Here is a 26,150-nt window from a genome sequence, read left to right as displayed (position 1 = left end):
GCTCTATAGCAAGACTATATTTTGAAATTTGGGGTAAAATATTTAGTTATTGTAAATTCATATAATATAAGAGGGAGAATATTATGAAGAAAAAGATAGCATCAATATTGGCCATATCTGTTATAGCAACAAACAGCACACCTGCTTTAAATGTTTTTGCTAACGAAGTAATAAAGGAAAAAGCATTAGCGATAGAGGAACAAGTTTCTAAAAGTATGACAGTTAGTGATTTTAAAATTAAGAACAATCCTAAATTCGCTAAGTATAATGAACTTTATAGAGTTGAGATACAGTCTATAACAAACAATGGAAGAAGTTACCCAGGAACTAAGATAGAAAATGCTATAGATGGAAAACTTAATACACATTGGGAAACATACACTAGAAATACAAATGAATTTAAAAATGAAGTAATTGTGGAGTTTAAAGATATAGCCGAGATAAATAGATTAGCTTATGCTACAAGACAAGACGGGGCTAAAGGTAAAGGATATCCTACTAGTGCAGAGATATATGTTTCAGAGAGTGAAATAGGTGAAGATTTTAAACTAGCAGGAAAAATAGAAGGAAGTAAAGTTACAGGTGGAATGGTTGAATTTAAATTTGATACTGTAAGAGCAAAGAGAGTTAAATTCAAATTCGTAGAAGCACATGACGAGTGGGCAAGTGCCGCAGAGTTTTGGTTCTATAAAGAGGATAGAATTCTAGATAAGATGGAAAGATTATTTACTAATGCAAACATGAATGAAGTAAGTAAAGAGTTTGCAACTCCTGAAGCATTAAACACTTTAGAGAAAGAAACTGAAGGACATCCATTCCGCGATAGCTTTAAAGAATATATAGATAATGCAAGACTTGTTCTAGAGAACAAAGAGGTTAACTTTATTGAAACTAAAGTATCTAAGTTATTAGGGTATGGAACTGAAAACCAAAAAGCTTATGATGACAAGTTTATGTTAGGTAAAGACCACATCGTTAATACACAAGTAAATGGTGGAACTTACTCTACAACAAAAATAGAATATATGTATGATGGTGACCCTAATACACATTGGGAAACAAACAGAAGCAATGGTAATGGTTTCACTAATGAAGTGGTATTCACTTTTGATGAAATAGAACAACTTGATAGAATAGCATTATTACCTAGAAGCGGAAATCAAAAAGGATTTCCTACTAAGTATGAAATATATGCTTCAGAAACTTCTCAAGGGGATACATTCAAATTAGTTTCTAGCGGTACTGCAGAAGTTACTAAAGACTTCATGCAATTTAAATTTAACCCAACAAACTTTAAGAGACTGAAGTTTGTATTTAAAGAGTGCCATGAAAATAGACCATTCATATCAGAAGCTAGGTTCTATAAAGAAGATGCTTTATCAGAGAAAATGGATAAACTATTTACAGACAGTAATAAGAATACAGTAAACCCTGATTTTGGGACTTTAGAGAAACTTACTGCTTTAGAGAATGAAGCGAAGGCACATCCTTTATACAGTAAGTTCAAAGAAGATTTAGATGATGCTAAACTTGTATTAGAAGGTAACGAGGTAACTTATGCAGATGCTAAAGTTTCGAAGTTTAAAGCTTTTGGAACTCCAGAGTTAGCAGAGTATGATAAGACTTATAAGATAGATAACAGTCATATAAAGAATATAACTACTAACGGTAGACATTGGTCAAATCAAACTATAGATAAAGCTATAGATGGTGATCCTAACACTAACTGGCATTCTGATGCTAGAAATAGCGAAACTCATACAAACGAAGTTATAATGACTTTAGACCAAATAAGAACTTTAGATAGAATAGTATATTATTCTCCGAGAGATAGAGGTTTCGCAGAGAAGTTCGATATCTATACTTCTAAGACTAGTGCAGGAGACACATTTACTAAAGTAACTAGTGGTAGTGCTTCAAGAACTGGAGACTCTATATCTATAAAGTTTAATCCAACTCAAGCTAAAAGAGTTAAGTTTGTTTATAAGCAAGGATATGAAGGTTGGGCTTTAGCGTCAGAGTTTGGTTTATATACTCAAGATGTTACAATGGATAAAATGGATAGATTATTTACTGACAACACTATGAGTGCCTTAAGCGAAGAGTTCAATAGTATAGATAAGCTTAATGCTTTAGAAGAAGAATGTAAGAAGCATCCATTTTATAATGACTTCAAAGAGGATTTAGAAAATGCTAGAAATATTTTAGAGCAAGAAGAAATAGTAAGTGGTGTTGCATTTACTAAATCATTTACTCATTTAGATAATAAGGAATATATAGAACAATTTAGAATTCCTTATGAAAACATAAAGAGTATAACTAATAATGCCGGGAGATATGCATCACAAACTATAGATAAAGCGGCAGACAATGACATAAATACTTACTGGGAAACTAATAAGTCTAACGATACAAATTGGAGTAACGAAGTAACAGTTGAATTCGTTAACCCTGTAACTATCGATAGATTAGCTTACGGTGCTAGACAAAGCGATGCTAAAGGTTTTGCTCAAGAGTTTGAGATTTATGGTTCTACAACTAGCAAAGGTGAGACATTTAAGTTAGTTGCTACAGGTAAAGCTAACAAGACTAAAGACTTAATAGAAGCAAAATTCCAACCTACTAAGTTTAAGAGAATAAAATTAAAATGGACTAAGGGTGACCAAAACTGGGCTACTTTAAATGAAATAATGTTCTTTAGAAAAGATTTAGTTTCGGATAATGTTAACGATATGTTTACAGATGGATTAATGAGTGAGCTTAAAGACAAATACAAATCTCTAGAAGCAATAGAGTCTTTAGAAAAAGAAGTTATGAAACACCCTTTAAAGGATAGTTTAATGCCTACTATAGAGTTAGCTAAGAAGGTTTTAAATGGCGAACAAACTGAAACTGAAAATATGTCTAGAACTTTGGTAGGAGAGCAAAGAGGTAATTTCGGTACAGAAGGTGCTAAGAGAAGTATTAACGGTGGAGCATATACTTCATTAGAGTCTTTCGGAAGATACGTAACTCCAGGTGAAGAAATAATAGTATATGTTGATGCAGACCCAACAGGTAAAATGCCTCAATTAGGATTTGGTCAAGTAGGTAAGACACAAGGTACCTGGAGAAGAACAGTAAACTTACATCCAGGTAGAAATGTTGTTAAAGTTCCAACTGACATGAACTGTGCGGCAGTTTATTTAATAAATGAAGCATATCCTGAAGAACAAGCTTATGCTCCTAAAGTAAGATTTGAGGGTGGAACTAAATTTCCTACGTATTTCCATGGTGAAACTGACCCTAAGGAATTTGCTAAGGAATTGGAGGAATACGAAAGAAAAGTAGCAGTTAATGACGAAGATTTTGTTAATGGAAACCCTAAAGGTAAAGTTTACAATATAGCTGAGTTCGTATCTGAGAACGTTGTAATAACTACAACTGCAAAAGGTGCATTGAAAGGAATTAAACAAGCAGAAGCAAAAGGGTATGACTCTGCGGATACTATGGCAGGTTGGGAAGAAATATATGACATGTTCCAATCATTTATGGGATTTGAAGAAAATGCAAAAGAAGAGAAGGATAGTCTTTTCCCTAATAAGTTCGTAGCCAGAGCATTCCAAGGAGGACCTCATGCATATGCGGCTTATGGTTATACAGGATATAGAGGTTCAGATAATATAGAGAAAGACGAAGGTTTCTTTAAGTTATTAGCAATGCCACCACAAATGCCAGGTAACGATAACTGGGCTTATAACCATGAATTTGGACATATATTTAATACTAAGCATATAGTTCATGGAGAAGTTACAAATAACCTTTATGCTCAAGAGTATAGAAGATTACACCCAGGTACAGGTGGAGACCGTGCAAACTGGAATGAGGTACTAAAGAGATTTAAAGGAGAAGAGTATAACTTAAGTCACTTTGAGAACTTAGCAATACTATCTCAATTAAACATTGCTTATGGATACGACGCTTATACTAAAGCATCTAAAGCAGTTAGAGATAACACAGATTTAATTAAGTCTATAAAAGGTTCAGATACACAAAGATTAACAGTAGCTTATTCTTTAGGATTAGGTGTAAACTTAATGGACTTCTTTGAAGGATGGAAGTATGTAGAAGTTACTCCTCAAATGAGAGAAGCAGTTGCTCACTTACCTAAGCCTGATAAGAAAATAGAATATCTTCATGGTGGTGCTTATGATTATAAAGGCACAGGCTTTAGTGAAGATGTTAAGGTTACAGTATCTTCTAATATAAACAAAGAGGATAAAACCAATACATTAAAGTTTAATATAGATACTAATAACAGTGACGATTTATTAGGTTATGAAATACTTAAAGATGGTGAAGTTATAGGTTATACAAAGGATAGTAGTTTCGTAGTTAAGAATATAGATATAGAAGAGAATGCTAAGTATGATGTAGTGGCTTATGCTAAAGATTTAAGTACTGCAAAACCAGTAAGTATAGAAGCATTCCAACCGATAGTAAAAATAGTTGGTGGTTTAACTTTAGGTTTACGTGAAGAGTTTAATCCTCTAGATTATGTTAAAGCAACTGATTATGAAGGAAATGATTTACGTGACATTAAGGTTGTAAATAATGTTGATAATACTAAAGCAGGAGTTTATGATGTTGTTTATGAAGTTAGTTACAAAGGGTCAACAACTAGAGAAACTATGAAGGTAACAGTTGCTAGTGCTTATGATTATCTATCTGACAGAGAATGGGATAGCGTTAAAACTGACTGGGGAACTCCCTCTCGTAACAATTCTATAAAAGGTAGAACTTTAGGTGAAATTAAAGATTACGATAAGGGTATAAGACTTCATGCTAATGGTAATGTAGTTTACGATTTAGGCGAGCACAACTATGAAGAGTTCGAAGTTAAAGTTGGCGTGGATATGAATATACCAGTCCAAAACAATTCAAGTATAACTTTCAAAGTTGTAGGTGACGGAAAGACTTTAGCTACTACTAAAGTAATAAAACATGAGGATGATTTACAATATATAAAAGTACCTATTAAAGGAGTTAAACAACTTAGATTAGAAGTTAACAATGGTGGAAACGGAAATACTTCAGATCACGGTGTATTTGTAGAACCTAAGTTAACTACTAATAATGCTAAGCCTGAATTAACTATACCTAAATCTCAAACAGTTAAAGTTGGTCAAACTTTAGAAGATTTAGCAGGAACATATAAAGCTACTGATGCGGAAGATGGAAATATAACTGGAAGTGTTGTAGTTACTGGTCAAGATAAAGTTAACTTTAATAGAGTTGGTAACTATCCTATAGTATATACTGTAACAGATAGAGATGGTAACAAGACAGAGAAAAATAGAATTATAAGTGTAGTAAACCCTGAAGACTTTAGATACTTATCTGATTATGACTGGAAGTCTGCAACATCTGGATACGGTGGAGTTAAGAAAGATAAATCTATAAGTAACAACAAAATAAGACTTAATGGCGAAGATGGAAGTGAAGTGGTTTATACTAAGGGATTAGGTACACATGCACATTCCGAGATAGTATATGATTTAACAGATAAGAATGTAAATATGTTTAGTTCATTTGTAGGTGTAGACCGCCAAGTATATAACAGAGATATAGCTTTAAGTTTCGAAGTTCATTTAGATGGCGAGAAAGTTTATGATAGTGGCGTAATGAAAGCTAAAGATGCACAGAAGTTTGTGGAGGTAGATACAACTGGTGCTAAGCAGTTAAAGTTAATAGTTAGAGATGGGGGCAATGGTACTGACTATGACCATGCAAACTGGGCAGATGCTAAGCTATACTTTGTTAATACTGACAGAGTTGATACTACTGAATTAACTAAGACGATAGAAGAAGCTAAGAAGGTTGATAAAGATAATTATACTGAGGACAGTGTAAAAGTTTTAGAAGACAAATTAGCTAAAGCAGAAGCTTTATTAAAAGAAGAGAAGCCTAGCCAAGAAGCTATAGATAATATGACTATTGAACTTCAAGATAGTGTAAAAGGTTTAATAGAAATAAATCTACAGGAAGTTGTTAATATTCCAGATAAATATTTAGTTAAATCTATCCAAAATCAATTAGGTAAAACTGAAAATATAACTTTAGGAGATATGCGTAGTTTAACTACTTTAAGGTTATCAGGTGTTGTTGATTTAACAGGTATTGAACATGCTAGAAACTTAGAGACTCTAGAAATGAGCTATAATGAGGTTAAAGATTTAAGACCATTAGCAAATCTAAAAAAACTTAAGACATTAAATGCAAAAGATCAAATTATTGCAGTAGGAGAATTAACTCCATCTAATGGTAAAGTTGTAGTTGACTCTAAAGCATATAATAGAGAAGGAAAAAATGTAGCTAAAACTGTTAAACTTGTAGATAAAGATGGTAATACAGTGATAGAACAAGATGCTAAAGATGAGTCTGTTATAAGTATAGAAGGTTTACCTAAAGGTTTATATGGTGTTCATGTATTATTTGAAGATGAAAATTTTGATGGCATAATGATATATCTATTTGATATAAATTAAAAAAGTATTCAAAATATTACTTTTGTAACTGTAGAAAATCACTGCTTATTTTTAATAGGCAGTGATTTTTTTATTTTATTAAGCATATTGAATTATTAGAAATATATTTTCAAATAATTTTATGAAAAAGGCACACCACATTAATGGTTTTGTTTTAAATATATAGGTGAATGATTAAATAAATAATTAATATCAGAGTGATATAAAATATTAAAGCTAAAAAAACGTGACAAAACTTGATAAATTTCTAGAAAACGGTTGCAAAAAAAACAAAAAGTGTGTTAGTATACTAGTATAAATGCGAAGGGCTTGGATAGATAAAAAAATAACAAAGGTAATTATACGGATAATGACTAAGTCCAAATCAGATATTTCAAATTACATACTAAATTGTACTTAGTAATAATTAATAATTAATAATTAAAAAGGCTGCCAATTCATTTTAAAAGTATTAGTATACTAGTATAAAACATGATGGGTATTTGAAATATTATAAGGAAAAAAGAATAATAATATGTTCTAAGGAGTGGGGAAATGGAAATATCAACAGAGAAAGTTCTAAAGCAGGATGTAGTAAAACCTTTTGGTATGCAAGACAAGATAGGATATATGTTAGGGGATTTAGGAAATGACTTATTCTTCCAATTTATAAGTGGATATTTAATGCTATTCTATACAGATGTGTTAGGAATAACTGCGGGGGCAGTAGGAACTATGTTAGTAATTGCTAGAATATGGGATGCAATAAATGATCCAATGATGGGGACTTTTATAGATAGAAGAAAAGTTGGCAAAAATGGTAAATTTAGACCGTACTTATTATACGCCGCGTTGCCTGTAACGATTATGGGATTTTTAACATTTACAGCTATACCTGGTATACCAGATAACTTAAAGTTAGTATATGCATATATAACTTACATAGGTTTTGGTATGTGTTATACAGCTATAAACATACCTTATGGGTCATTGGCATCAGTAATGACAACAGACCCAGTGGAAAGAACATCTTTATCTACATTTAGATCAGTAGGTGCACTAATTGCAAATTTAGCAATAATGATTATAGTACCTAAATTAGTATTTAGTGATGGTGTAGCCACAGCAGGTGGGTTTATGAAAGCTTCGGCTGTCTTTGTAGTATTTTCTAATTTATGTTATTTTGGGGCATTTAAATTAACAACAGAGCGTGTTAAGCATAAAGTTCAAGAAACAAAAGAAAAGTCAAGTTTTATAAAAACAGTTAAAACTTTACTAAGTAATAGAGCTTTAATAGGGTTAATGTTAGCTTCATTTGGTATGTTAGCATCTATGATGGCAGTTAATGCTTTAACACCATACTTATATAAAGATTATTTTAAAGCACCAGAACTAATATCTCTTGGTGGTGTAATTGGAATGATTTCATCATTTTTAATATTACCATTCTTATCACCACTTGTTAATAAGTTTGGAAAGAAGGAGCTTTCAGTAGGAACTATGTTAATTGCTGTAGCAGCAAACTTAGCATTATTCTTAATGCCTATAAAAAGTCCATATGTGTATATGGCTATAAACTTTATAGCATCTATAGGAACTGGGTTCTTCAATGTATTAATTTGGGCATTAGTAGGTGATGCAATAGATTATCAAGAATATATAACTGGTAAGAGAGAAGAAGGTATTGTTTATGCATCTTACTCTTTAGTTAGAAAGCTAGGTCAAGCTATAGCTGGTGGAATAGGTGGATTTGCGCTTACTTTCATTGGATACAAAGCAGGGGTAGCAACACAAACACCAGAAGTTGCTCAAGGGATAAAATACATAATAACGATACTACCTTTCGTATCAGCTTTAATTTCAACTATAGCTATGACATTTGTGTATAACTTATCAAAAACTAAATTAGCAGAAATGACAAAGGAGTTAGAACTTAGAAGGGGATAAATATAGGAAATTACTATAAAATTATAAGAAAATTAAGCAAAACAGATATAAATACTTAATTAGCCCTTGTATGTACAAGGGCTTATAGTTTATAGGCTAAATTATATTAGGTATTAGAATTTTATCAATTTATTTTTTATTAACTTTAAAAAGCAAAATTTTTGTAGAAATGAATTGAAAAACGATTGCCTTTAATTATTGCGTATGTTAGTATACTAGTATAAAGGAAAGAGCTATATAATTGCTTACTAATGGAGGATATTATGGCGAATATATTTGATAAGTATGAAAAGACACAAGAATTTTTAATATGTATTGACTCTGATGGATGTGCAATGAATACTATGGAAATAAAGCATAGAAGATGTTTTGCACCAGAGATGATAAAAACATGGAACTTATATGAAAAAGAAGATTATATATTAAACCTTTGGTATGACATAAATCTTTATACAAAAACTAGGGGTATAAACAGATTTAAAGGTTTAGCTGAAACCTTTAAAATCATAAGCAACGAAGGTATAGAAATAGATGACCTTGATAGCCTTGTAAATTGGGTTGAGACTACAAATGAATTATCAAACAAATCCTTAGAAAGAGAAATAGAAAAGACTAATAGTAAGGCCTTAAAAATGGCATATGAATGGTCTTTAAATGTAAACAAATCTATAGAACAATTACCAAAGGGTGATGAACCATTTGAAAATGTAAAAGAAGGATTAGAAACATTATCTAAGTTAGTAGATGTTGCAGTAGTATCATCAGCAAATGGAGAAGCTTTAGATGATGAGTGGAATAGACATAATTTTGTTAGGCATCTTAAAGCACTACTAGGGCAAGAAGCTGGAACAAAACAATATTGTATATCTGAGCTTAAGAAAAAAGGATATGATGAGAAGAAAATATTAATGGTAGGAGATGCACCAGGAGATTTACAAGCTGCTAAAAATAATAATGTAAATTTCTATCCTATATTAGTAAATAAGGAAGGTTATTCTTGGAAAAGATTAGTAAATGAAGTAGTTCCTAAATTAATGAATGGTACATTTGATGAAGCTTATCAAAATCAATTAATAAAGGAATTTAATGATTCATTAAAATAATAAAAATATTTGTAATAAAAAACATCCATAATAAATACAATAGGGGGAATAATTATATGTTAAATTTAAAATCAAAACCTTATAATCTTGATGAACAATCTATACAATGGGTAAAAGACACAATTGCAAATATGACGATAGAAGAAAAAATAGGTCAACTATTTGTAAATATGGGTGCAAGCCGTGATGAACAATACTTAAAAGGTGTTTTAAATAATTATCATATAGGGGCAGTTAGATACAATCCAGGTAAAGCTGAAGATGTATATGATCAAAATAAAATATTACAAGAAAATAGTAAAATACCACTATTAATAGCTGCAAATACTGAAAATGGTGGTAATGGAGCATGTACAGATGGGACATATGTAGGAAGCCAAGTTAAGATAGGAGCAACAAATGACCCTAAATATGCTTATGAAATGGGGCGTGTTTCTGGTGTGGAAGCAGCAGCAATAGGATGTAACTGGAGCTTTGCACCAGTAGTTGATATAAATAGAAACTGGAGAAATCCAATAATATCTTCTCGTTGTTATTCATCTAGTGCAGAGCAAGTATTAGAATTTTCTTTAGAGTACATGAGAGGAATAATGGAAAGTGGTATTATGCCTGCGGCGAAGCATTTCCCTGGAGATGGAATTGATGAACGTGATCAACATTTATCATTTGCTCCAAACTGGCTTTCAGTAGACGAATGGGATGCTACATTTGGAAAGGTATACGGAGGATTAATAGATGCAGGTCTTCCATCAATAATGGCAGGACATATAGCTTTACCTGAATATGTACGTTACTTTAATCCAGAAGCAACTATTGAAGAATTAACTATGCCAGCCACATTAAGTAAATATATATTAACAGATTTATTACGTAAAAAAATGGGATTCAATGGAGTAATAGTAACAGATGCAAGCCATATGGTAGCTATGACATCGGCAATGAAGCGTAGTGAAATGTTACAAACAGCTATAGCGGCAGGTAGTGATTTATTCCTATTCTTCAATGATCCAGATGAGGACTTCAAGTGGATGATGGATGGTTATAAGAATGGAATAATAACTGATGAGCGTCTTGAAGAAGCATTAACTCGTATATTAGGATTAAAAGCTGCTTTAGGATTACATAAAAAAGCTAAAACAGAAATACTACAACCAAAAGAAGAAGCTATGGCTAAAATAGGATTAGAAGAAAATAAAATACCTGCTTTAGAAATAGCAGATAAAGCTATAACATTAGTTAAGAATAAAGAAGATATATTCCCTATATCTCCAGAAAATCAAAAACGCGTATTACTTGTAGAGCCTAAAGGTCATGACGGTGGATTTGGAAAACTAATGGCTATGATGTGTGGAAAAGGTAAAAATGCAATCGAGTTAATGAAAGAGTTATTAGAAGCAGAAGGATTTGTAGTTGAAATATATGAATCTCCAATGGAAAAAGCAATGAAGTTACCACCAGAAGAGATGATGAAATCAATGATGGATATTTACTCAGGAAAGCGTCCTATATCTGAGTTAACTAGCAAATATGATTTAATAATAAACATAGCAGATATTGGACCAGGAACAGACCAACGTATACAATGGCCAATGAGTAAAGGTACTCCTGATATACCATTTTATGTAAATGAAATACCAACAATATTTGTGTCAGTACAATGTCCATTCCATTTAGCTGATGTACCTCAAGTAAAAACTTATATAAACACTTATGATAATAAAGAATACACTATAAAAGCATTAGTTGAAAAGATGTTAGGTAGATCAGAATTTGTCGGTGTAAGCTCAGTAGATGCGTACTGTGGATTATTAGATACACAATATTAATTTATAAATATAAATAATCAAATACTAATAGTTGTAGTTAAATATTGTATTTAACTACAACTATTTTTAATATATTACAAAACTTTTTATAATGATTAATGGATATAGTTAAATGATGTAAAATAAATAATATAAAATAAAATAACATAATACAAACTCTACGATTAGTTTATTGAAAGATTTTCTCTAATAGTTTAAATTATTAACAAGAGGTGAAACTGATGGATTGTAAGAAAGTTGGCAAATTAATATATGAACTAAGAAAAGAAAAAAACATGACACAAAAACAAATTGCCGAATTAATGAATATAAGTGATAAAACAATAAGTAAATGGGAACGAGGATTAGGTTGTCCGGATATTTCTTTACTTTTAAAGTTATCAGATATATTTGGTGTGAGTATAGAAGGAATTCTATCAGGAGAAATAAATTTAAACGAATTAGAAGGAGGAAATATGAAAAATATAAGATTTTATATATGTGATAAATGTGGAAATTTAATAACAACAACAGGTGAAGCATCTATATCTTGTTGTGGTAAGAAAATAGAACCATCAATTGCAAAAAAAGTAGAAGATGGACATAGACTTAATGTAGAAAATATAGAAAATGAGTTATTTATTACATCAGAACATGAAATGAAGAAGGAACATTATATTTCTTTTGTAGCACATGTAAAAGGAGATAGAGTTCAGATTGTAAAACAATATCCAGAGTGGAATATGCAGTTTAGGTTAAATCAAAATGGACGTGGAAAGTTATATTTTTATTGCACAGAACACGGACTATTTTACCAAATAGTATAGAGAAAAGATTAGTTATAAAAACAAATCTATTTATATAGATATATTAATTTTAAAGATAAAACCTACTATCGATTTATTGATGGTAGGTTTTTTTATAAGAAAATAATAGTAGAAAAATACTATATAAATTTTAATTATTTACATATGTTAGATTTTTGTTCTTTAATATAAAAGTTTATCTTATTATTGACAATTTTAAGAGAAGAATTAAAATTTTTTATCTCATCTTCGATATATTTTTTATGTTTTAAAAGTATATCTTCACGTTGGCATATAGTATCTGGACCTTCTATACATAAATTAACATATTCTTTAATTTTAGAAATAGGCATATGAGTATTTCTTAAACAGCATATTAGATTAAGCCACTCCAAATCTGTATCTTTAAATATTCTATTGCCTTGTTCATTACGTTCAATAAAAGGAAGTAACCCTTCTTTTTCATAGTATCGAAGTGTATGAGGTGACAAGTTATATTTTTGTGCTACTTCTTTAATAGTATATGACATATATAGCCTCCTAAAATATATGATAATATATTATACCTTTATAGTTAATTGTAAGCAAAATCAAAATAGATAAACTAAAAAATACTTATTGACTTAGAGTTTACTCTAAGGGGTATACTTATTAAAACAACGAAAATTACTTTAAAGACTAGCATCTAGGAGGAATTAATATGACATTAAATGTTTTAAATAAAATTGATGAACCAAAAGATTTAAAAGAACTTTGTAGTAATGACTTAAAAGTATTAGCTGACGAAATAAGGGAAATTTTAATAAAAAAAGTAAGTACAACAGGTGGCCACTTTGGTCCTAATTTAGGGATGGTTGAAGCAACTATAGCACTACACTATGTGTTTAATTCACCTATAGATAAGATAGTTTATGATGTTTCTCATCAATCATATACACATAAAATTTTGACGGGAAGAAAAAATGCATTTATAAATCCTGATAAATACAACAGTGTTACAGGATATACTTCACCTCAAGAAAGTGAACATGACTTCTTTACAATCGGACATACATCAACTTCAGTTAGTTTAGCATGTGGATTAGCAAAGGCTCGTGATTTAAAAGGTGGTAATGAAAATATTATAGCAGTTATAGGTGATGGTTCTTTAAGTGGTGGAGAAGCTTATGAAGGATTGAACAATGCATCAGCATCAGGAAAAAATATAATAATAGTAGTTAATGATAATGATATGTCTATAGCTGAAAATCACGGAGGTCTTTATCAAAACTTAGCTTTACTTCGTAATACTAATGGAAAATCAGAAAATAACTTCTTCAAATCATTAGGATTTGATTATCATTATATTAAAGATGGAAATAATATTGAGTCTTTAATTGAAACATTCTCAAAAGTTAAAGATACAAATCATCCAGTGGTAGTTCATATGCATACTATCAAAGGAAAGGGATATAAAGATTCAGAGGAAAATAAAGAAGCTTTCCATTGGATAATGCCATTTGATTTAGAAACAAAAGAACCAAAATTTAAAAGTACAGGAGAAACTTATAGTGGTATTTCAGGTAAATTTTTATCTGAAAAAGCTAAAAAAGATAGTAGTATTGTAGCAATAACAGCTGCTACTCCTGGTCCAGTTGGATTAGGCTCATTTAGATATGAATTTAAAGATCAATTTATTGATGTTGGTATAGCAGAAGAGCATGCAATAGCACTTGCATCAGGTATTGCATCGCAAGGTGGTAAACCCATTGCATCTTTCATGAGTTCCTTTATACAAAGAACTTATGATCAGCTATCTCAAGATCTTGCTATCAATAATAATCCTGCACTTATTATGGTTTACAATGGAGGTATAAGTGGTAGTGATGTAACTCACCTTGGTATATTTGATATACCTTTAATATCTAATATACCAAATATAGTATATCTTGCACCAACTAATAAAGAAGAGCATATTGCTATGATGGAGTGGGGAATAGAGCAAGATAAACATCCAGTTGTAATACGTGTTCCTAATATGGATGTAGTATCAACGGGTATTAGGGTAGAACCTAACTTCGATAAATTAAACACTTATGAAAAAGTTAAAGAAGGAAGTGAAGTAGCAATTATTGGACTTGGATCATTCTACCATTTAGGAAATAGGGTACAAGAGATGTTAAAAGAAACAACAGGAATAAATGCTACATTAATAAATCCTAGATTTATAAGTGGAATAGATGAAAAATTATTAACTGAGTTATTAGATAACCATAAATTAGTAGTAACATTAGAAGATGGAATACTTGATGGTGGATTTGGTGAAAAGATATCAAGATTCTATTCAGATAAAGATATGAAAGTATTAAACTTTGGGGCAACAAAAGAATTTACAGACAGTGTATCATTACAAGAATTATATGAGCGTTATCACCTAACTGAAGAGTTAATAATTTCAGATATAAAGGATGCTCTTAAATAAGAGTAAAATCTGATTATAGAGAGATTATAATCAACCTCATTATTTTGAATATTCAGAGGTAAGAATAGGAGTAGTTTTCACTATTAAGAGCCATATTGATGAATTTATCAATATGGTTTTTATTTATGTAAAAATAAGGTATTGTATAACAAAGAACCACCTCAATTTAAATAAGGATTCATATCAATTTGATATGAAGTTTAATGATAGATTTAACTTCTATTGTATAGTGTATATCTAAATTGATTAAAATTATTTTAAGAATATATTCTACTTTATTAAAGATTATTGACAAATAAAAAAAATGAGATATACTTATAAGTGCAAATACCCCATGGGGGTATTATGAAAATAGTATTCAAGCGGCTGAAATAAAAAATAAGGCTTATAAATATATAAAGTCTATAAAAAATATGAAAGGAGATTTAACATGAATAATATAGTAAAAAGAAGTTACAAAGTAACAGGAATGACATGCTCAGCTTGTGGTAAAGCAGCAGAAAGAGCTGTTAAAAAAATAGATGGCGTAGTTAGCCAAAGTGTAAATATGGCTACAGAAAAAATTAACATAGAATATGATAAAAACAAGGTTAGCTTTGAAGAATTGCAAAATGCAGTAAAAAAGGCAGGTTACAATTTATTAGAAGATGTTAGTTATAGCAAAATAGATTTTAAAATAGGTGGTATGACTTGCGCTTCTTGTGCAAAAGCAATAGAGAGAGCAGTCAATAAATTGGATGGAATACAAAGTATTAATGTAAATATAGCTACTGAAAAAGCAACTATAAGTTATGATTCATCTAAGTTAAAATTAACCGCAATAAGAAATACTATTGAAAAAGTAGGATATAAAGTATTAGAAAAAAGTATAGATAGTAAATCAAACAATGTAGATGAAGATAAATTAAGAAAAGAAAAAGAAATGAAAACACTATTTATAAAGTTTTTAGTGGCAATAGGATTTTCAATACCGCTATTTTATATAGCAATGGGACCTATGGTACCAAGTCCAATTGGACCGTGGCCAGTTCCGGATATTATAAACCCAATGACAAATTCTCTAAACTATGCTTTAATCCAAATAGTACTAGCAATACCAGTAATGATAGCGGGAAATAAATTTTACACTAATGGATTTAAAGCACTTATAAATAAAAGTCCAAATATGGATTCACTAGTAGCGATAGGAACATTAGCAGCATTTTTATATAGTTTATATACAACAGTTCAAATGGCTACCACAAATATGGTAGCAGGACATGAACATCACCAATTATATTATGAAAGTGCAGGTATAATAATAGCGCTAATATTACTTGGTAAATATTTAGAATCGAGATCAAAAGGAAAAACAAGTGAAGCTATAAAGAAACTTATGGGGCTTCAGCCTAAAACCGCAATAGTTATAAAAAAAGGAAAAGAAATAGAAACTCCAATAGCAGAAGTAGAAGTTGGAGATGTAATAATAGTTAAACCAGGAAGTAAAATACCAGTGGATGGTATAGTAATAGAAGGACATACTTCTGTAGATGAATCTATGCTTACAGGTGAAAGTATACCTGTAGAGAAAAGTGTAGGAGATAAAGTTACAGGGGCAAGTATAAATAAAAATGGTAGTATAAAGTTTAAAGCAGAAAAAGTTGGATCGGATACAGCTTTATCTCAAATTATAAAATTAGTTGAAGATGCACAAGGTAAAAAAGCACCAATAGCAAAATTAGCAGATACTGTATCTGGATATTTCGTACCAACAGTTATAATAATAGCTGTAGTAACGGCATTACTTTGGTTTACAGTTGGAGGAAAAGGTGTAGAATTTGCACTTACAATATTTATATCAGTACTTGTAATAGCTTGCCCATGTGCACTAGGACTTGCAACACCTACAGCGATTATGGTAGGTACAGGCAAAGGTGCAGAAAATGGTATATTAATCAAAGGTGGAGAAGCATTAGAGTTAGCACACAAGATAGATACTATAATATTTGATAAAACAGGAACAATAACAGAAGGTAAACCTCAAGTTACAGATATAGTAGTAACTGACAATATTGATAAAGATTATTTATTAAAAATAGCAGCAAGTGCTGAAAAAGGTTCAGAACATCCATTAGGAGAAGCAATAGTAAGATTTGGTGAACAAAAAAATATTGGATTTATGAAAGTAGATAAATTCAAAGCTATACCAGGTCATGGTATAGAGGTAACTATAGATAATAAAAATGTATTACTTGGAAATAAAAAGCTTATGGATGATAGAAAAATAAGCTTAGGAAATTTAAGTAATAAATCAGATGAATTAGCAATTCAAGGTAAAACACCTATGTATATAGCTTTAGAAAATGAATTAGGTGGAATAATAGCAGTAGCCGATGTAGTTAAAGAAAGTAGTAAAAGAGCAATAGATAAACTTCACAGCATGGGAATAAAAGTTGCTATGGTAACAGGAGATAACAAAAAAACTGCTGATGCAATAGCAAAAGAAGTTGGAATAGATATAGTACTTGCAGAAGTTTTACCACAAGATAAATCAAATGAAGTTAAAAAACTTCAACAGCAAGGTAAATTCGTTGCAATGGTAGGAGATGGAATAAATGATGCTCCAGCATTAGCACAAGCAGATATAGGTATAGCAATAGGTAGTGGAACAGATGTAGCCATGGAATTTGCTGATATAGTTTTAATGAGAAGTGACTTAATGGATGTTCCAACAGCTATAAAATTAAGCAAAGAAACTATAAAAAATATAAAACAAAATCTATTCTGGGCATTTGCATACAACACAGTAGGAATACCAGTAGCAGCAGGTGTATTATATATGTTTGGTGGACCATTATTAAATCCAATGCTTGCAGCAGCGGCTATGAGTTTAAGCTCAGTATCTGTAATAACTAATGCACTTAGACTTAAAGGATTCAAAGCATATAAATAATATTCTAGTTAATATAAGTTGATTAGACAGATATAAAGTATGAACATTAAATTAACTTATGAAATACAAAATATTCTTTTACAAAATGAATTTACGTAAATATCCATAAAAGATGATTCCATAAATTTAAAGGTCAATGAAAAAACTATAACTTTTATAATCATAAGGATAAAATGTATTTTTAATATAGTAAAAGATTAATAAATACCAAAGTGGTAAGATTATATCAAAATAAAATCATATATGGATTTTCAAGAGCTAGGGTAAAATCTAGCTCATTTTTATGTATAAATTTTTAAAAAATATTTTATAGGGAAAACTTATTCAAGTATTATTTCTATATTCAAGTACTTAATTATAGAAAATATCTATTTAACGTGGGAAAATTCCAATGTTATAATAATAACCAGAAAAAATAGGAGGGATATTATGAATAATATTGAACAAAAAGCAAAAGAAATAAGAAAAATAGGCGAAGGATACTTTGAAAGAGGAGAATTTTACTGTTCTGAAGCAGTAGTAAAAACTATAAATGACGCTTTAGGTAATCCTTTTAGTGATGATATAACTAAACTAGCATCAGGTTTTCCTATAGGAATAGGTAAAGCTGGATGTTTATGTGGAGCAGTAAGTGGTGGAGTAATGGCACTAGGAATGGTATATGGTAGAAAACATGGAGAGCCTATGAATGAGGATATGTTTAAACGTTCATCTGGATTACATGACCACATAAAAGAACTTTACAAAAGCACTTGTTGTAGGGTTATGACTAGAAATTTTGAATTTGTATCAGAAGAAAGAAGACAACATTGTATAAAAATAACTGGTGAAGTTTGCGAATATGTAGCAAAAACTTTAATGGAAGATAATAAATTAAATAAATAGTCGAAGGATTTAGTTACTATGAAAGATAATTTTAAGAATATACCAATAGCATTATCAGCTATATCATTAGGTTTTATGGGATTGGGAACTGCCTTTGCAGGATTTAATATTTTATGGGTAAGACACATAGCAGTTTTATTTTCAGTAATTTGTTTAGGACTTATATTTTTAAAGTATGTTATGCACCCAAAAGTAGTTTTAGAAGAAATAAAACACCCTGTATTAGGAAGTGTTTATCCTACTGTCTGTATGACACTTATGGTTATAGCTGTCTATTTTAATGATTTTAATCATGTGATAGGAAAAGGAACATGGGTATTTGCAATAGCTCTACATTTTATAATAAGTATATTTTTCTTCAAAGAAATGTTTAAAGAGTTTAAATTAGATAAAATGATACCAGGTTGGTTTATTCCTAGTGTAGGGATAGGAGTAGGAGCCGTTACCAGCGGTCCAATGAATATGCCTTTACTTTCGGATATTGTATTTTACTATGCATTAGCTATGTTTGCAATAATAACACCAATTATGATTTACAGACTAAAAAAACATTCTAAATTACAAGGGCCTGCAAAATCTACAATAATGATATTTACAGCTCCAGCTAGTGTATGTTTAGCGGGTTGTTTAGCTACTAGCAATATGGAAAATCAAATACTTGTAAATATTCTTGCAATATTAACCTACATATCTATTATTTATAGTTATGTATTATTACCACAACTTATAAGGGAAAAATCACTTCCGCATTTAGCACCATTGACATTCCCATTATCTATAGGAGTTATAGCTTCTCAAAGATATGTAAAATATCTTGGAAATAAAAATTCAAATTTACAAGGGATATGCGAAATATTATTATATGTCCAGTGTGTAGTGGCTACTTTAGTTATAGCATATGTAGTAATTAAAGCTGTTTGTTTATTATTTAGTAAATTTAAAACAGTAGATGACAAAGGATTAAGTGTATAAAGAAAGCAAGTGTAGTTTTTACACTTGTTTTTTATATGCCATTTTATATAAAAGAGTATAATGCGGATTTTGAATAAACGATTATTTATAGTCATTTTTATGTTAGTAAATAAATAAAAAACACATTTAATATTATAAAAATTTAAGGTAATAAAGATTTATTTAAGAATATAGAATTTCCATAGTTTAATTAAGTGTTTACTAGGTATAAATAAAATATACTTTAGCCTAGGGAGGTTTTACTATGAATAATGATAGAATATGTGGTTGCTGCAATGTGACTATTGAAGATATAATAAAAGCTAAAGAAAATGGATGCACAAGTGTTGAAGAGATAGTTAAAGAAACAAATGTAGGAAGAGCCTGTGGTAGATGCAAAGATAAAGCAGAGTTAATGATTTTAAAAGTACTTTTAAATAGACTTTATATAAAGTAATAATTGGCCATATTGATGAAAGATTCAATATGGTTTTTATTTTACAAAAAAATTATATTAGTTTTTAAGTATTAAATAATATATAATTTATGTGATATGATTGAAAAGAACACAATTAAGTAATTGAATAAAGTTTAAATAGGATTAAAGTGGGGGGCTTAAAGCTAATTAAATCATAGCTTTAAATTTTATATTGGGAGAATAATAATGATACTTAGAATAATTGTAAACATTATTTTGGCAGTAAATATATTTTTATATGGTATGGAAAATGATATATACTTCGACAAAGTAAGTTATCCAATATGTATAGCTTTAATTAGCATAAGCTTATCAGTTTATATGCTATACATAATCAAACTTAAAAATAAAAAAATACTATTAGGAAATATTTTATACATGATTATAGTAACCTACCTTTATCCTCCATCTTTAGTGATTTTGACATATATGATAACTGAATATATACAAGTTAAAGGCTATAAATGTAGGTATATTTTACTTTTTGTATATATAATGTTATCTATAAAGATAGGATTAAATTATAATGATATATTTATAGGAATAATTGCTAGTATTTTTACTTATGAAATTATGAGATATGAACAAAAAATCTTGAAAATAGAAAAAATTAACTATGATTTAAAAGAGAAAAACTATAACATTGAAGAAAGAAGAAAAAAAGAAAATCGTATAAGACATCAAAATGTTGAAGTTGTAAAAATCGAAGAAAGAAATATGATATCTCAAAAACTTCACGATAAGATAGGACATACTTTGGCAGGAAGTATAATGCAACTAGAAGCTTTAAAAATAGTAATTGTAAATGATAAAGAAAAAGGCAATGAAATGCTAGAAAGTATAATTACAAACTTAAGAAATGGTATGGATGATATAAGGCAAACTTTAAGAAAAATAAAGCCAGATCAATCGCAAGTTAATATAAATAATCTAAGGTTAATGTTAGAGGATTTTTCTAATAAATCTAATATAAATACTAAATTAAATATAGAGGGAGATTTAAATGAGATAAATTTAGTTTATTGGAAAGCTATAATAGAATGTTGTAGTGAAATATTGACAAACAGCATGAAATATTCCAATGGGGAATTAATTAACATTGACATTAGCGTATTAAATAAAATTATAAGATTACATATAAAAGATAATGGTTGTTATCAGGGTGAAATAAAAAAAGGAATGGGGTTATTAGGGATTGAAGAGAGAATCATCAATTTAGGTGGAGATATTTATTTTAATAATGAAGATGGATTTTCAAACCTAATAATACTTAAAAGGTGAGAAAATGATAAAATTAATTATAGTAGATGATGATGTTTTAATAAGAGAAAGTCTAAAAATAATAATAGGGATAGATAATGAAATTGAAGTAGTTAAAGCTTTGGAAAATGGGAAAGAATGTATAGATTTTTTAAGTGAAAATGAAGTAGATGTAGTACTTTTAGATATGAGAATGCCAGTGATGGATGGTGCAGAAGTGCTAGAGGAAATTAGCAAGAGGAATATAAAGGTTAAGGTATTAATACTTACAACTTTTGATGAAGAAAAACTAATAAGTAGTGCTATAAAGCATAAGACTAGTGGATATCTGCTAAAGAGTAGTAAGCCAGAGAAAATCATAAGTGGGATAAAATCTGTTTATCTTGGAAATGGTGTGTTTGAGTCTGATATAGTGTCAAAATTGGTAGTGGGTAGTAGTAATAAAAATGATAAGTCAGATGATGAGGGTTTAAATATTTATGGGTTAACAGATAGAGAAAAAGACATAGTAAGACTTATATCAAAAGGCTTATCAAATAAAGAAATTGCAAATAAGCTTTTTTTATCTGAAGGAACCATAAAAAATCATATAACATCTATTCTGTCTAAAATGGATTTGAAACATAGGACACAGATAGCTATAGAGTATTTAAATAGTAAAATACACTAATTACATAATTGATTTTGAAGGAAAACCACTTAGGTTTTCTTTTTTATTTAACAAGGAATTATTTTAAATGAAATTAGTAAATGATTAAGGTTATTTGATAATCATGAAATTTATGACTTTAGTCATGGTTAATCAATGACTATGTGTACTTAAGGAATTTATATATCTTTAATATAATTAAAATATAAACTAATGTAAATAAATGGGAGTGATATTTATGAAATATATTGAGATAAGTGGCTTATATAAACGTTTTGGGGATGTAAATGCTATAGAAAATTTAAATCTATATATAGAAAAGGGGGATATATTTGGCCTGCTTGGACCAAATGGAGCTGGAAAAAGTACAACAATAAATATACTTTGCCAACTACTAGAAAAAGATAGGGGAAGTATAAAAATATGTAATGAAGAGTTAAGAAGGAGTGATGCTAACATAAGAGGTAAGCTTGGGATAGTTCCTCAAGACTTAGCTATATTTGAAGATATGACAGCATTAGAAAATACAATGTTTTTTGGTAGCCTATATGGGCTAAGAGGAAAAGACTTAAAAGAAAAAGCATTAAAAGCTTTGGAATTTGTAGGATTAGAAGACACTAAAAAGTTAAGCAAGACTTTTTCAGGAGGAATGAAAAGAAGATTAAACATTGCTTGTGGAATAGTACACAATCCAGAGTTATTAATCTTAGATGAACCAACTGTTGGAATAGATCCACAATCCAGAAATCATATAATGAAATCTATAAAATTTCTAAATAAAAACGGATGCACAATAATATACACAACACATTATATGGAAGAAGTAGAAGCTATTTGCAATAATATCGCAATAATTGATAAAGGGAAGGTCATAGCAAGTGGAAGTAAGGAAAGCTTAAAATCAATTATTACAGATAAAAACAAGTTTGAAGTAATGGTTAATGATATTACAGAAATAAATGAAAAAGAGTTAATGGATATAAAAGGAATAGATAGTGTTGAATTTAAAGACAATAAAATTATTGTAAGTATAGATAGAGAAATTAATGGTTTAAATGAGTTCATACTTTATATAAGTAGTAAATCCATTAAAATTTTAGATATAAAAAGTAAGGCACTAACACTTGAAGATGTGTTCTTAAATCTCACAGGAAGAAAGCTTAGAGATTAAGGAGGAGGAAAAAATGAGTATAATACTATCTGCAATAAAAAGAAGTTTAAGAGATAAGAATACAATCATTGGTACTATATTTTTAGTTATAATGCTTCCTTATATATTCTCAATAATTTTTAGCTTTGATAGTGTAAAGGAAAGCCTTGATATAAGTATAGTAGGAAACAAAAATAGTGAAATAAACAAATCATATGTAAAAGCATTAGAAGAATTTGATAAAGAAAATGAGATGATAAGCTTAGATTATAAAATCTATAACAAAGAAGAACTTGATAAAAATATTGAAGAAGTAAATAAGAGTAATTTAACTGTAATTATAGATGATAAAAATAGGAATATAAAGTTTGAAGGAAGCAAAAAACTTAGTATGGGTGAAGAAGTTATTGAAGGGATTACAAAAGAATTTTTTAATTTAATGTCTGTATACGAATCAGTGGCCAAAGAAGGTGAAGTACCTAGTATAAGTAATAATTTAGTAAAGGTATCAGAATACAAAAGTGAAGGAAACAAAAACTTAATAGCAGAAGATATAGATTATGGTAAATACTTCAGTGTAGTCATGCTTCAAATGGCAATCCTTGCAGTAAGTGCTTGTTCTTTTAAAAATACCTTTTACATAAAAGAAAATATAGGAGAAAGGGCAAAGTCCTCTCCAATGAAAATATCTAAACTTATGTCACTAGAGTTAATAGGCTCATTCATAGTTATTTTTGGTCAAGGAATTATAATGTTACTTGCAATATCCATTTTATATGGTGTAAATATTACTAAACAAAATTTATTAGGAATGATAGCCTTGATAAGTGTACTTAGTATGCTTTCTGTTTGTATAGGACTATTTGCATCATCTATATGTAAGAAAAGAAGCGTTGGAGAAAATGTCTGCTCTATAATTGTAACTGTTATGGCTTTAGCTTCAGGCGAACTTATGCCGAAAATAGAACAATTTGCAAAAAATATTCCAATATTAAAGTTAAATCCATTTGTATGGATCAGTAAAGAATTTAATTCATTAGTAACTTTAAATTATAGTGAAAATTTATATACTGCATTAGGTGTTGGAATTATAGCATCTATTGTGTTAATGGCTATATCAATACTAATTTTAAGTAGAAAAGTGGTGAAATAATATGAAAAATATCATGATTATATTAAAGCATAATTTAAAAGGTACTATGAAAGGGTGGTTTTGGTTAGTATTAATATTTCCAATAGCTATTAATATACTTGTTAGCGTGTTGGTTGATAAAGTAGACTCATCTCTAGAAGATTCAAATAATAGTTTTAATGTAGGGATATATACAAAAGACAATAGTGAAATAGTAGATGGTTTATTGCCACCAGATAAAGTAGGTAGTTTTTTTAAAGTTAGTAGTGTAAAAGAGCTTAAAGAAACTTTAGATAAAGGAGATATATCTGTTGGAGTCATAATAAATAGTAAAGATATATATAAAGATATAAAAACTAATAAAGAAGGAACAATAGAAGTCATTTCTCAAAGTAATTCAGGAAACAAAGAGTATATACTTAGCGTTATAAATACTGGAATTATGCAAATTCAATCTTTTGGAGATAACAAAGATGAATACCTAAAATTATATAAAGAATATGAAAAGAATAGCTATAAATTTACTTATGAAAATAGTGATTTATCGTATGCTTTCCATTATATAATCATGTTTGGTTTATTTGAAATGGCATTTTTAATTATAGGAGGAAGATGTATAGCACCATTATTAAAAGAAAGGGAGCTCAAAATAGACAGGAGAATTTTAATGTCTAAGATAAGTAAGGTAGAATATACATTAGGACACATATTAGGATGCTTTGTATTATTGTTGTTTCAAGGTGTAACTTTAGTAGCTACTTTTTATATACTAAATCCACAGTTTGATATTAACTTAATATGGATGATGCTACTATCGTTTGCATTATCCATTGTAGGGATAGCAGTAGCTTTAGTAGTTTTAAGTATATCTAATAATTCAACAATGTATTATACACTACTTTCTGTAATAGTAACTCCAATGTGCTTATTAAGTGGTGGATTTCTTCCTATAGAATTTATGCCAGAATCAGTTCAACATTTTTCACTGATTTTACCACTAACTTGGATAAATTCAGCATTTAAAAAGATTATTATGGAGGGGAGTTATTTAAGTATAGGGTTAGATTTATTAGCAGCAGTATCAATATCATTAGTATTAATTATGCTATATTTAGTATTAGAACGTAAAAGAAAGAATAAATTAACTTATTAAATAATATCATTAAGAATAGAGAAGTTTTTATTTATATTATTTAATATTAGATACCACTTTTTCATAAATAAACTGAAGCTAATATTTAAGACGGTTTATAATGGATAGGTGGTTTTTATTTTTGTAATAAAATATAATAAAAGATAGTTTTACTTAAAATAAATATAATGCTAAAGAGGAGACAAGGTGATTAATAATATAAATAGTAATTCATATAGCAATTTATCTAAAGCAGTATTAACAAATAGAAATAATCAAGCTAAGACAATACAAGATAAGTCAGCAATAAAAATAGATTTAGAGGCAGTATCAAAGGAACAATTTGCTAAATTAAATAAATCTCAAAAAGAAGAAGTAGCAAATTTATTAAAGCGAATTCAAGGAGAGATAGCAAAGGCAGAAATAATAGCAGTAAAAATAGTTAAGGGAGAGACATTAAATTTTGAAGAAAAAAAGTTTATAAAAGAAAAATATCCAGATTTAAAGCAAGTAGCAGAAGAATCTGCAAAAGAGGTAAAAGAATTAAAGCATGAAATAAAAAATTTAAAAAGTGAAGAACAAAAACAACAAGTAATATCAAAAGCAATAAATAATATAAAACTAATGAATAAAAAAGGAATACTTTCTGAGGTACAAACTAGAATTAAAATGTCAGGAATAGAAGAAGTTGAAAAGTTCATAAAGAATATTCAAAAAGAACTTAAAAAGGCAGAAATGATAGCAGTAAAAATAGTTAAAGGAGAGATATTAAATTCTGACGAAAAAAACTTTATAAAAGAAAAATATCCAGATTTAAAGCAAGTAGCAAAAGAATCTGAAAAAGAAGTAAAAGAATTAAAGCATGAGATAAAAAACTTAAAAAGTGAAGAACAAAAACAACAAGTAATATCAAAAGCAATAAATAATATAAAACTAATGAATAAAAAAGGAAT

Annotated in this window: 17 protein-coding genes; 16 read left to right on the top strand and 1 reads right to left on the bottom strand. The window is 29.1% G+C overall.

Annotation, left to right across the window (positions count from 1 at the left end):
* Nucleotides 1–83 precede the first annotated feature (83 nt).
* From ABCP60_RS08510 to ABCP60_RS08490, 5 genes are all read left to right on the top strand, one after another.
* Complete coding sequence (locus tag ABCP60_RS08510) at nt 84–6,527, top strand: NPCBM/NEW2 domain-containing protein (RefSeq protein ID WP_343101597.1); 6,444 nt, start codon at nt 84–86, stop codon at nt 6,525–6,527.
* A 534-nt stretch (nt 6,528–7,061) separates the two neighbouring features.
* Entirely contained in the window at nt 7,062–8,453 is a 1,392-nt protein-coding gene (locus tag ABCP60_RS08505) for a glycoside-pentoside-hexuronide (GPH):cation symporter (protein WP_343101596.1), read from the top strand.
* 263 nt (nt 8,454–8,716) lie between these two features.
* Nucleotides 8,717–9,556 carry an HAD hydrolase-like protein gene (locus tag ABCP60_RS08500; protein ID WP_092922810.1) on the top strand — a complete coding sequence of 280 codons (840 nt, stop codon included), beginning with the start codon at nt 8,717–8,719 and terminating at the stop codon, nt 9,554–9,556.
* A 56-nt stretch (nt 9,557–9,612) separates the two neighbouring features.
* Complete coding sequence (locus tag ABCP60_RS08495) at nt 9,613–11,382, top strand: glycoside hydrolase family 3 N-terminal domain-containing protein (RefSeq protein WP_343101595.1); 1,770 nt, start codon at nt 9,613–9,615, stop codon at nt 11,380–11,382.
* Between the two features lie 221 nt (nt 11,383–11,603).
* Complete coding sequence (locus tag ABCP60_RS08490; protein WP_195928570.1) at nt 11,604–12,188, top strand: helix-turn-helix domain-containing protein; 585 nt, start codon at nt 11,604–11,606, stop codon at nt 12,186–12,188.
* 134 nt (nt 12,189–12,322) lie between these two features.
* Here ABCP60_RS08490 and ABCP60_RS08485 read toward each other — a convergent pair whose 3' ends face one another.
* Entirely contained in the window at nt 12,323–12,697 is a 375-nt protein-coding gene (locus ABCP60_RS08485; RefSeq protein ID WP_092922819.1) for a MerR family transcriptional regulator, read from the bottom strand.
* Between the two features lie 170 nt (nt 12,698–12,867).
* On the opposite strand from ABCP60_RS08485, the gene ABCP60_RS08480 reads away from it, so the two are divergent.
* From ABCP60_RS08480 to ABCP60_RS08430, 11 genes are all read left to right on the top strand, one after another.
* Nucleotides 12,868–14,628, top strand: coding sequence for a 1-deoxy-D-xylulose-5-phosphate synthase (locus tag ABCP60_RS08480; RefSeq protein WP_343101594.1), 1,761 nt, complete (start codon nt 12,868–12,870; stop codon nt 14,626–14,628).
* Nucleotides 14,629–15,058: 430 nt separating this feature from the next.
* Nucleotides 15,059–17,560, top strand: a complete 2,502-nt coding sequence (locus ABCP60_RS08475) for a heavy metal translocating P-type ATPase (RefSeq protein WP_343101593.1) — start codon at nt 15,059–15,061, stop codon at nt 17,558–17,560.
* A 429-nt stretch (nt 17,561–17,989) separates the two neighbouring features.
* Nucleotides 17,990–18,445: a C-GCAxxG-C-C family protein gene (locus ABCP60_RS08470; RefSeq protein ID WP_092922828.1), complete on the top strand. Its 456-nt coding sequence runs from the start codon at nt 17,990–17,992 to the stop codon at nt 18,443–18,445.
* An 18-nt stretch (nt 18,446–18,463) separates the two neighbouring features.
* Entirely contained in the window at nt 18,464–19,417 is a 954-nt protein-coding gene (locus tag ABCP60_RS08465; protein WP_166504798.1) for a TDT family transporter, read from the top strand.
* A 244-nt stretch (nt 19,418–19,661) separates the two neighbouring features.
* A complete protein-coding gene (locus ABCP60_RS08460) occupies nt 19,662–19,853 on the top strand; it encodes a (2Fe-2S)-binding protein (protein WP_092922834.1) in 192 nt (63 codons plus the stop codon).
* Nucleotides 19,854–20,060: 207 nt separating this feature from the next.
* Nucleotides 20,061–21,155 carry a histidine kinase gene (locus ABCP60_RS08455; RefSeq protein WP_092922837.1) on the top strand — a complete coding sequence of 365 codons (1,095 nt, stop codon included), beginning with the start codon at nt 20,061–20,063 and terminating at the stop codon, nt 21,153–21,155.
* A 4-nt stretch (nt 21,156–21,159) separates the two neighbouring features.
* On the top strand, nt 21,160–21,804 hold the full coding sequence (locus tag ABCP60_RS08450) for a response regulator transcription factor (protein WP_092922840.1): 645 nt from the start codon (nt 21,160–21,162) through the stop codon (nt 21,802–21,804).
* 217 nt (nt 21,805–22,021) lie between these two features.
* Nucleotides 22,022–22,954, top strand: a complete 933-nt coding sequence (locus ABCP60_RS08445; protein ID WP_092922843.1) for an ABC transporter ATP-binding protein — start codon at nt 22,022–22,024, stop codon at nt 22,952–22,954.
* A 13-nt stretch (nt 22,955–22,967) separates the two neighbouring features.
* Nucleotides 22,968–24,086: an ABC transporter permease gene (locus ABCP60_RS08440; protein WP_092922845.1), complete on the top strand. Its 1,119-nt coding sequence runs from the start codon at nt 22,968–22,970 to the stop codon at nt 24,084–24,086.
* 1 nt (nt 24,087) lies between these two features.
* A complete protein-coding gene (locus ABCP60_RS08435; protein ID WP_092922848.1) occupies nt 24,088–25,218 on the top strand; it encodes an ABC transporter permease in 1,131 nt (376 codons plus the stop codon).
* 186 nt (nt 25,219–25,404) lie between these two features.
* The coding region (locus tag ABCP60_RS08430; RefSeq protein ID WP_343101592.1) for a hypothetical protein at nt 25,405–26,150 on the top strand (746 nt) is incomplete at its 3' end.

Origin of the sequence: Romboutsia sp. MSSM.1001216sp_RTP31141st1_G3_RTP31141_220114 (assembly GCF_039031195.1) — a bacterium.
Lineage (GTDB): Bacteria > Bacillota > Clostridia > Peptostreptococcales > Peptostreptococcaceae > Romboutsia_C > Romboutsia_C hominis.
Note: the sequence above shows the minus strand (reverse complement) of the source record. Positions and strands in the feature narration are given on the sequence as shown.